This is a genomic window from Cellulomonas avistercoris, assembly GCF_014836445.1.
In the GTDB taxonomy this organism is placed as follows: Bacteria; Actinomycetota; Actinomycetes; order Actinomycetales; family Cellulomonadaceae; genus Cellulomonas; species Cellulomonas avistercoris.
The window spans coordinates 127,955-137,184 of record NZ_JACSQV010000014.1 but is presented as its reverse complement, the minus strand read 5'-3'; the positions used below and the strand labels follow the sequence as shown (position 1 = coordinate 137,184).

The following is a 9,230-nucleotide window of genomic DNA, read 5'->3' as shown; positions in this document are numbered from 1 at the left end:
CCGGCAGCACGCCGGCGGCCGCCGGCACGACCGCCGCGCGGCCGGCGGTCAGCTCCAGCTCCTCGCCCGAGGCGGCCCGCAGCCGCACCGAGCCGTCCAGGCACAGAGCGACCCGGGGGCCGATGCTCGGCAGACGGCACGCACGGGCCGGGGTCACGTCGGTGACCGACAGCTCGAAGTCGTCGACCGGGACGTAGTACACGTCCGTCGCGTCGTAGACGTGCTCGGGCGCGATGCGGATCGGCGGGGCGGCGACGCAGTCCACGGCCCGCAGCAGCTCGGGGATGTCGACGTGCTTGGAGGTCAGACCCGCCCGCAGCACGTTGTCGGAGTTCGCCATGATCTCGACGGCCGTGCCGTCGAGGTACGCGTGCACGGCGCCGGCGGGGACGAACAGGGCCTCGCCGGGATGCAGCGTCACGGGGTTGAGCAGCACCGCGGTCACGGCGCCCGGGTCGCCCGGGTAGGCGCGCTCGAGCAGGTCGACGGCGCGGTCGGTGCGCGGCGAGGGCGAGCCGGAGCGCAGCCGCGCCCGGAACTCCTCCGCGAGCTCCGTGACCTCGCGGGGCGTCGGGCGGGTCCCCTCGCCGACCAGCCGGGTGAAGGCCTCCTGCACGCCCGTCGGGCTGGGGTCCGCCGTGACCGTCTTGTGGAGCTGGCGCGCCACGGGGTGGGACAGGCCGCGCAGGATCTCCGCGGTCCGGCGCGGGGCGCGGAAGCCCACCAGCGCCTCGAACGGCGTGAGCGCGTAGACGAGCTCGGGCTTGTGGTTGCGGTCGCGGTAGGACCGGCGCGGGTCGTCCAGCGGGACGCCGCGGGCGTCCTCGCGCGCGTAGCCGTCCTGCGCGAGCTCGACGCTGGGGTGCACCTGGAGGGACAGGGGCCGCGCGGCGGCGATGACCTTGAGCAGGAACGGCAGCTGGGCACCGAAGCGCGACGCCACGTCCGCGCCGAGCAGCACCCCCGGCCGGCTCGCGATGGCCGCGTGCAGCGACTCGCGGCCGTCACCGGTCAGGTGCGACGACGAGGACGGGTGCCCGCCGAACCACGCCTCCGCGACCGGGTCCTGGCCGGGCGCGAGGCCCAGCAGCTCCGGGATCGCGGTGGTCGACCCCCAGGCGTAGCCCTGGAGCGCCGGCTCGAGACCCTGCACGCTGCTCTCCACCTCTCGTGGTCCGGAAGATCCTGCTCGGCAGCCTAACGGGAGATGGCGGTGAGCACGGCCCGCGGTGGCCCTTTCATCCGGATGTCACCACCGGCGGTCACGCCGGACGGAGACGACCGCGCCGCGCGGCAGGACGACGTCGGGCCGCAACGACGCCGGCACGCCCGAGAGGAAGAGCGCGAACACCGCGGGACGGCGCTGCGCGAGCTCGAGCCGACCGCCGTCCGCGCTCGCGAGGTCCCGTGCGAGCGCGAGGCCCAGGCCCGTGCCGGCGCCCGAGGTGACGTCACGCTCGAAGATGCGCGGCGCGAGGTCGTCCGGGACTCCCTCGCCCTCGTCCCCCACCTCCACGACGACGGCGCGCGACGGGCCGCCGGCGCGCGAGCGCACGGTCGTGGTGCCCGCGCCGTGCTTGAGGGAGTTCTCGATGAGCGTCGCCAGCACCTGGGCCAGCGCACCGGGCGTGGCGAGCACCTGCGTGGCGGGGTCGACGTCGACGACGAGGCGGCGGCCGGCCGCCGCGAAGGTCGGCGCCCACTCCTCCTCCTGCTGGTGCGCGACCTCGCGCAGGGAGATGGCCTCGGTGGTGCCGCCCTGGGCACGGCGCGACCCGGCGAGCAGGTCGTCGACGACGCGCACGAGGCGCTCGACCTGCTCGAGCGCGATGCGGGCCTCCTCGCGGACCTCGTCCTCGCCCGCGGTCAGCATGATCTCCTCGAGCCGCATCGACAGTGCCGTCAGGGGCGTGCGCAGCTGGTGCGAGGCGTCCGACGCGAACTGCCGCTCCGCCGCGAGACGGCCCGCCATCCGGTCGGCGCTGCGCGCGAGCTCGGCAGCCACCAGGTCGATCTCCTCGACGCCGGACGGCTCGAGCTGGGGCCGGACCTGGCCGGACCCGAGCTGCTCGGCGGAGGCCGCGAGGTACACCAGCGGTGCCGCGAGCCGGTTGGCCTGCCAGATCGCCATGGCGATCCCGGCGGCGAAGGCCACGACCGCGGCGACCACGACGAGCGCGATGACCTGGGTCGACATCCAGAAGACGTCCCACCAGGAGACGTACAGGAGCACCGTCGCACCGGAGTCGGAGGTGGTCTGGACCGTGAGCCGCCGCTGGTCGAGCGTGGGACCGGCCCGGTACGTCTCACCGTCGGGCGTCCGCACGACGACCGTCGACCGCAGCCCGCCGCCCGGACCGCTGGCGGCGTCGCCACCGGTGTAGGGCTCGAGCATGCGGTCGGACAGCGCGATCTCCTGCTCGACGCGGAAGTCGACCGTGCGGGCGACGGACTGGGCACGGACCTCGAGCCCGTACAGCGCGTTCTCCCGCACGAGCTGCGCACCGAGGAACGCGAGCGGGAAGCCGAGCAGGACCACCGCGACCGTGACGGCGGCGATCGTCGCCTGCAGGACGCGACGGCGCACGCGTCAGGCCTTGTCGAGCGGCCCCGCCGCCGCGTCCGGCGCCGCTGCGGCGGCGTCGGCGGCGCTGCCGGTCTCGAAGCGGAAGCCCATGCCCCGCACAGTCGAGATGTACCGGGGCGCGTTCGCGTCGTCGCCGAGCTTGCGGCGCAGCCACGACACGTGCATGTCCAGCGTCTTGGTCGAGCCCGTCGGGTCGGACCCCCAGACCTCGCGCATGAGCGTCTCGCGCGACACGACCGTGCCGGCGGCCGCCACGAGCACACGGAGCAGGTCGAACTCCTTGGCCGTCAGGTGGAGCTCGCGCTCGCCCTGGAAGGCGCGGTGCGCCGCGACGTCGACGCGCACGTTCTGCGCGTGCAGCTCGTCCTCGTCGGCCGGGTCGCCCACGGTGCGGCGCAGCAGCGCGCGGACGCGTGCCAGCAGCTCGGCGAGACGGAACGGCTTGGTGACGTAGTCGTCGGCGCCGGCGTCGAGCCCGACGACCAGGTCGACCTCGTCGGCCCGCGCGGTCAGCACCAGCACCGGCGTCGTGAGGCCCTGGCTGCGGATCGCCCGGGCGACGTCGAGCCCGTCCATGTCGGGCAGGCCGAGGTCGAGCACCACCAGGTCGGCGCTCGCCGCACCGTCGATCGCGCCTTGACCCGTGCCTTGCACGCGCACGTCGTAACCTTCACGCCCCAGTGCCCGTGCCAAAGGCTCGGCAATCGCGGGGTCGTCCTCCGCCAGCAGCACCTGCGTCATTCGGCCATGCTAGGTCACGAACTCCCCCCGACCGCCAGCCCTCGGTCCCGGACGCGCCGCGAGGTCCTCGTTCGTCGCGCACGGCGCGGCGGCACGCGCCCGCCCCTGCTCCCCCGGGTGGACCGAACCCCCCGCCACGTCCACCCGCGGGTGCACGCCGACGCCCCGCACCGCACCTACGCTCAGGGGATGTCGTGGTGGGACCGGTTGTGGCAGTGGGAGGACACCCATCGCCAGGGAGTCGACGTCACGCTCGCCGTGCTCCTCGCGCTCGCACTGGTCCCGGTGTCCATCGCCGTCGTGAGCACGCAGGCGTCCGGCGCCGTCGTGGTGCTCGTGTCGTTGTGCGTCGTCGGCGTCGTCGCGCCGGTGGCCTGGCGCCGCACGCGCCCGGCGGCGGCGGTCACGGTCGTGTACACGTGCGCGCTGCTGCACGTCGTCGCCGGCTTCCCGGTGCTGCCCGTCGACGTCGTCGTGCCGTTCGCCCTGTACTCGGTCGCGCTGCACGGTCCGCGCTGGGCCCACCGCACCGGCATCGTCGCCGCGATGGTGGGCTCGTTCGTCGTCGCCGCCGCCCTCGTCATGCCGTACGACAGGGCCGTCGCGGTGATGGTCATGGTGCTCATCGCCAGCATCTTCCTGGTCGCCTGGGCGTTCGGCCTCGTGCGCCGCAGCCGTCGCGAGCACCTCGAGGCCCTCGTGGACCGTGCGCAGCGGCTCGAGGTCGAGCGCGACCAGCAGGCGATCATCGCGACGGCGGCGGAGCGCTCGCGCATCGCGCGGGAGATGCACGACATCGTGGCGCACAGCCTCTCCGTGATCATCGCGCAGGCGGACGGCGGCCGGTACGCCGCCGTCCAGGACCCCGAGGCCGCGACCCGCTCGCTCGGCACCATCGCCGAGACGGGACGCGCCGCGCTGACGGACATGCGCCGCCTGCTGGGCGTGCTGCGCGAGGCTCCGTCGCCCGGCGTCCCGGGGCGCGCCGGAGCGGGCGGGGCCGGAGCCGACGGGCAGACGGGGAACGCCGGCACGGCGGGTGTCGCCACCACCACCCCGCAGCCGGCCGTGGAGGACATCGAGCAGCTCGTCGCGCAGGTGCGCGCGAGCGGGATGCGGGTGTCGTTCGTCCGCCTGGGCACGCCCCGGCACCTGCCGCCCGGCGCCGGGCTGACCGTCTACCGCATCGCGCAGGAGTCCCTGACGAACGTCCTCAAGCACGCGGGACCCGACCCGGGCGTCACCGTCCTGCTGCAGTGGCAGCCCACGTCGGTGACGCTCGAGGTCAGCGACGACGGACGCGGCGCGGCCGCCGACACCGACGGCCTCGGCCAGGGACTGGTGGGGATGCGCGAGCGCGCCACCATGTTCGGCGGCACGGTGACCGCCGGCCCGCGCCCCGGGGGCGGCTTCCGCGTCCGCGCCACGCTCCCGACCCCCGGTTCGGGTACCGCACCGGTCCCCGACGCCCTCGACACCGCCACGCGCGCACCCGCACCGACCCACGACCCAGCCGGAGGACGACTCCCGTGACCACCCCGCTCCCCGACGACGCGATGATCCGCATCGCCCTCGTCGACGACCAGCAGCTCGTCCGCGCCGGGTTCCGCATGGTCATCGACTCCCAGCCCGACCTCGAGGTCGTGCTCGAGGCCGGTGACGGCGCCCAGGCCGTGCGCGCCCTGGACCCGGCGGCGCGGACCGCGACCGCCCCCGTCGACGTCGTCCTCATGGACGTGCGCATGCCGACCATGGACGGTCTCGAGGCGACCGAGCGCATCGTCTCGCGCGCGACGCCGGACGCCCCGGCGCCCAAGGTCATCGTCCTGACGACCTTCGACCTCGACGAGTACGTCCTGGCGGCGATCCGGGCCGGTGCCAGCGGGTTCCTGCTCAAGGACGCCCCGCCGGAGGAGATGCTCGGCGCGATCCGCACCGTGCACCGCGGGGACGCCGTGATCGCGCCGTCGAGCACGCGCCGCCTGCTCGAGCACCTGGTCACGGCCCTGCCCGACGACGCACCGGCGGTCAGCGACCACCCCGCGCACCAGGCGGTCGCGCAGCTCACGGAGCGTGAGCGCGAGGTGCTGGTCCTCATGGCGCGCGGCCGCTCCAACACCGAGATCGGGCAGGACCTGTACGTCGCCGAGGCGACCGTCAAGACGCACGTCGGGCGCATCCTGGCGAAGCTCGGGGCGCGCGACCGCGTCCAGGCCGTCGTCGTCGCCTACGAGGCCGGGCTGGTGCGCGCGGGGTCCTGACGCGACCTGCGGGGGACGCGCCGGTCGGCGGGCCTGCGGCCTGGGGATGACGTCGGGGGCACGGCGACCCACCCACGGCCGGACGCGGGACCCGGGTGCGGCGCGCGAGGCTGGGGCCACCCCCTTCGAGACAGGAGCACCCGTTGCACACCTCCCCCCGCCCTGCCGACCCGACCGCGGTCGACGCGGCCGCACCGGCGTCCCGCGCCCGCGCGCTGACCAAGGTCTACGGGACCGGAGCCGCTGCGGTCCGCGCGCTCGACGCCGTGGACGTCGACTTCGCCTCGGGGGCGTTCACCGCGATCATGGGCCCGTCCGGCTCGGGCAAGTCGACGCTGATGCACCTGCTCGCCGGCCTCGACGACGCCACGTCGGGCACCGTGCACCTGGGCACCACCGAGATCACGTCGCTCGGCGACGACGCGCTGACGCGGCTGCGGCGCGACCGCATCGGCTTCGTCTTCCAGTCGTTCAACCTGCTGCCGATGCTCACCGCCGAGCAGAACGTGCTGCTTCCCCTCGACCTCGCGGGGCGTGCACCGGACCGCGCCTGGCTCGACACGCTGGTGGCCACGCTGGGGCTGCAGGCACGCATGACGCACCGGCCGAGCGAGCTCTCCGGCGGGCAGCAGCAGCGGGTCGCCATCGCGCGCGCCCTGATCGCCCAGCCCGAGGTGGTCTTCGCGGACGAGCCCACGGGCAACCTGGACTCCCGCTCGGGCGCGGAGGTCCTGAGCTTCCTGCGGCGCTCGGTGCGCGAGCTGGGACGCACCGTCATCATGGTCACGCACGACCCGACCGCCGCCGCCTACGCCGACCGCGTGCTGCTGCTCGCCGACGGCCGGATCGCCGGCGACATCGCCGACCCGAGCCCCGAGTCCGTCCTGGCGGGCCTCGAGGGCCTGCGGGTGCTCGAGGCGCCGGCCGGCACCCCGACGGGTGCGACGCCGGTCGTCGACGTCACCGCAGGGGGTCGTCGCTGATGCTGCGGCTCACCCTCGCCCAGATGCGTCGCAGCCTGGGCCGCCTCGTCGCTGCCGGGATCGCGATCCTGCTCGGGTCGGCGTTCGTCACCGCGACGCTGACCGCGGGCGACGTGATCACGCGCGGCGGCTACGACGCCATGACTGCCGCGTACGGCACCGCCGACCTCATCGTCCCGCCCGCGGACGCGCCCGTGTCGGAGGTCCTCGCCACCGCGCGGGCCGTGCCCGGGGTCACCGCCGCCGACCCGCTCCTGATGGGCTGGGGGACCTTCGAGAGCGGACGGCGCGCGGTCAACGAGACCCTGGTCTCCGCCCCGTCCACGCCGTCGCTCGGCTCGCTCGAGGTCGTCGAGGGCCGCGTGCCCACGTCCGCGACGGAGGTGGCCCTGCCCCCCGCGTCCGCCGAGCGGCTGGGCGTCGGCGTCGGTGACACCCTCCAGGCCCGGTGGTACGTGTGGCCCGAGGAGCCGGTCGAGCAGGCCACGGCGGAGGCGGCGGACGAGGACGCGGAGGCCGGTGACGCGGCCCCGGCGGACGACGACGTCCAGGAGCTGACGGGCGACGTCGTGCTCGTCGGGCTTGTCGAGGACCCGAACAACGCGTGGTCCCGCTACGGCGGGGCCGGCCTGGCGACCGTCGAGGCGATCACGCTGTGGAGCGGCGCGACGGACCCCGACGACTTCGGGTCGTCGAACGTGCTCGTCGAGGTCGACGGCGACGTCGAGACGGTGCGCGCGGCGCTGACGCAGGAGCTCGCGGGGGCCGACGTCCTGACGCGCGACGAGGCCGCCGCCCGGGCGGTCGAGCAGTGGGGCGGCGGCAACGTCATCGTCATGGTCGTGCTCGGTTTCGCCGCCGTGGCGATGCTGGTCGCGGCGCTGGTGATCGCGAACACCTTCCAGGTGATCGTCGCGCAGCGCACCCGCATGCTCGCGCTGCTGCGCTGCGTCGGCGCGCGGCGCGGTCAGCTGCGCACGGCGGTCCTGCTCGAGGCAGGCATCCTCGGCGTCGTCTCCGGCGTCGCGGGCGTCGTGACGGGGCTCGCCCTGGCCCAGGGTGCGCTCAGCGTGCTGTCGCGGACCCAGGACGGCGTACCGCTGCCCACGACCGTCACCCCGACGTTCGGCAACGTGCTGGTGCCCGTGCTGGTGGCGGTGCTCGTGACGGTCGGCGCCGCGCTGGTGCCCGCCCGCGCGGCGACGCGCGTCTCCCCCGTGGCGGCGCTGCGTCCCGCCGACGCACCGTCGGTCCGCGCACGGCCCGGGCGGGTCCGCCTGGTGCTCTCGCTGCTGCTCACCGTGGGCGGGTTCGTCGCCCTGGCGGGCGGGGTCGCGCTCGCCCGCGCCGGCATCGCGGTGGACGCGATGCTGCCGCTCGCGATCGGGGTGCTCGGCGGCGGGACGTCCTTCGTCGGCCTGCTCGTCGGCTCGCCGCTGTGGGTCCCGAAGGTCGTCTCGGCCCTCGGTCGGCCGGTGGCCGCCCTCAGCACCAGCGCACGCCTGGCGGCGGCGAACACGCTGCGCAACCCCCGACGCACGTCGGCGACCAGCACCGCGCTGGTCATCGGCGTCACGCTGGTCGTGATGATGAGCACGGGAGCCGTGTCCGCGCAGCAGTCGCTCGCGACCGAGTTCGACGAGCGGGGACCCGTCGACCTGCTGGTGCTCGGGACGCCCGGCGAGGCGCTCGACGCGGCCGGCCGGGACGGCGTCGCCACCCTGGACGGCGTCGAGACCGTCGCGGTCTCGAGCGTCGCGGACGTCGAGACGGCCGACGGCCGCGCGACCGAGGTCCTCGTCCTCGACGCCGCCGACGCGGGCGTGCTGCGCGACGACACCGCCGCCGAGGCCCTCGCCGACGGCCGCAGCGTCGTGCCGCGCTGGTGGTCGGGCGACGTGGTGCGCATGGAGCTGCAGGCGGCGGACACCGCGGTGCTCGACGTGCTGGCACGGGGCGGTGACCGGGCGCTGCTGACGCCGCAGGCGGCGCAGTCGCTCGGGATCGACGAGGCACCGTCCGCGCTGCTGGTCCGGCTGACCCCGGGCGCCGACGCGAGGACCGTGCTGGGCGACGTGCGGGACGTCGTGGGCGACGACTCGGTGCGCGTCGAGAGTGCGGCGGCCGAGCGGCAGAGCGACGAGCAGATCATCGACGTGGTGCTGGCGATCGTCATCGGCCTGCTGGGCGTGGCCGTCATGATCGCGCTCATCGGGGTCGCGAACACGCTGTCGCTGTCGGTCATCGAGCGACGCCGGGAGTCGGCGACGCTGCGTGCCGTCGGCCTGTCGCGACGCGGGCTGCGGTGGATGCTCGCGACCGAGGGGATGCTCATCGCCGGCGTGGGTGCGCTGATCGGCGCGGTGCTCGGCCTGGTGTACGGGTGGGCGGGTGCCGCCACCGTCTTCGGGCCCGTGAGCGAGGTGCGCCTGTCGGTGCCGTGGGTGCAGCTGGGCGGGGTGCTGCTGGTCGCGCTGGTCGCGGGCTTCGTCGCCTCGGTCCTGCCGGCGCGTGCGGCCGCCCGCACACCTCCCGTCGCCGCGCTCGGCGTCGACTGACAGCCACGGCCGCGGAGCGGTGCGGAGGAGGGCCCGCCGTCCCGTCGAGCCGACCACAGACCCGGGGGGGGGGGGGGGGGGGGCCCCCCCCCCCCCCCCC

At 75.5% G+C, this 9,230-nt stretch carries 7 protein-coding genes; 4 read left to right on the top strand and 3 right to left on the bottom strand.

The features are described from left to right. The 3 genes from manA to H9657_RS15655 all read right to left on the bottom strand — a co-directional run. On the bottom strand, positions 1-1,153 hold a 1,153-nt coding region (gene manA / locus H9657_RS15665), incomplete at its 3' end, for a mannose-6-phosphate isomerase, class I (RefSeq protein ID WP_191784364.1). 96 nt (positions 1,154-1,249) lie between these two features. Beyond that, a complete protein-coding gene (locus H9657_RS15660; protein ID WP_191784346.1) occupies positions 1,250-2,587 on the bottom strand; it encodes an ATP-binding protein in 1,338 nt (445 codons plus the stop codon). Between the two features lie 3 nt (positions 2,588-2,590). Further along, complete coding sequence (locus H9657_RS15655; RefSeq protein ID WP_191784345.1) at positions 2,591-3,328, bottom strand: response regulator transcription factor; 738 nt, start codon at positions 3,326-3,328, stop codon at positions 2,591-2,593. 189 nt (positions 3,329-3,517) lie between these two features. Here H9657_RS15655 and H9657_RS15650 point away from each other — a divergent pair, with 189 nt between their 5' ends. The 4 genes from H9657_RS15650 (at position 3,518) to H9657_RS15635 (ending at position 9,130) form a co-directional block, all read left to right on the top strand. Continuing rightward, entirely contained in the window at positions 3,518-4,861 is a 1,344-nt protein-coding gene (locus H9657_RS15650) for a sensor histidine kinase (RefSeq protein WP_191784344.1), read from the top strand. A gap of 23 nt (positions 4,862-4,884) precedes the next feature. Beyond that, complete coding sequence (locus H9657_RS15645; protein WP_191784363.1) at positions 4,885-5,589, top strand: response regulator; 705 nt, start codon at positions 4,885-4,887, stop codon at positions 5,587-5,589. 143 nt (positions 5,590-5,732) lie between these two features. Then, entirely contained in the window at positions 5,733-6,572 is an 840-nt protein-coding gene (locus H9657_RS15640) for an ABC transporter ATP-binding protein (RefSeq protein ID WP_191784343.1), read from the top strand. Continuing rightward, positions 6,572-9,130, top strand: coding sequence for an ABC transporter permease (locus H9657_RS15635; RefSeq protein ID WP_191784342.1), 2,559 nt, complete (start codon positions 6,572-6,574; stop codon positions 9,128-9,130). The genes H9657_RS15640 and H9657_RS15635 overlap by 1 nt, the downstream gene beginning before the upstream one ends. The last annotated feature ends 100 nt before the right edge of the window (positions 9,131-9,230 follow it).

Bases quoted from the DNA above. Each gene is read 5' to 3' on its own strand.
- H9657_RS15655 (WP_191784345.1), bottom strand. From the start codon at position 3,328: ATGACGCAGGTGCTGCTGGCGGAGGACGACCCCGCGATTGCCGAGCCT.
- H9657_RS15650 (WP_191784344.1), top strand. From the start codon at position 3,518: ATGTCGTGGTGGGACCGGTTGTGGCAGTGGGAGGACACCCATCGCCAG.
- H9657_RS15645 (WP_191784363.1), top strand. From the start codon at position 4,885: ATGATCCGCATCGCCCTCGTCGACGACCAGCAGCTCGTCCGCGCCGGG.
- H9657_RS15635 (WP_191784342.1), top strand. From the start codon at position 6,572: ATGCTGCGGCTCACCCTCGCCCAGATGCGTCGCAGCCTGGGCCGCCTC.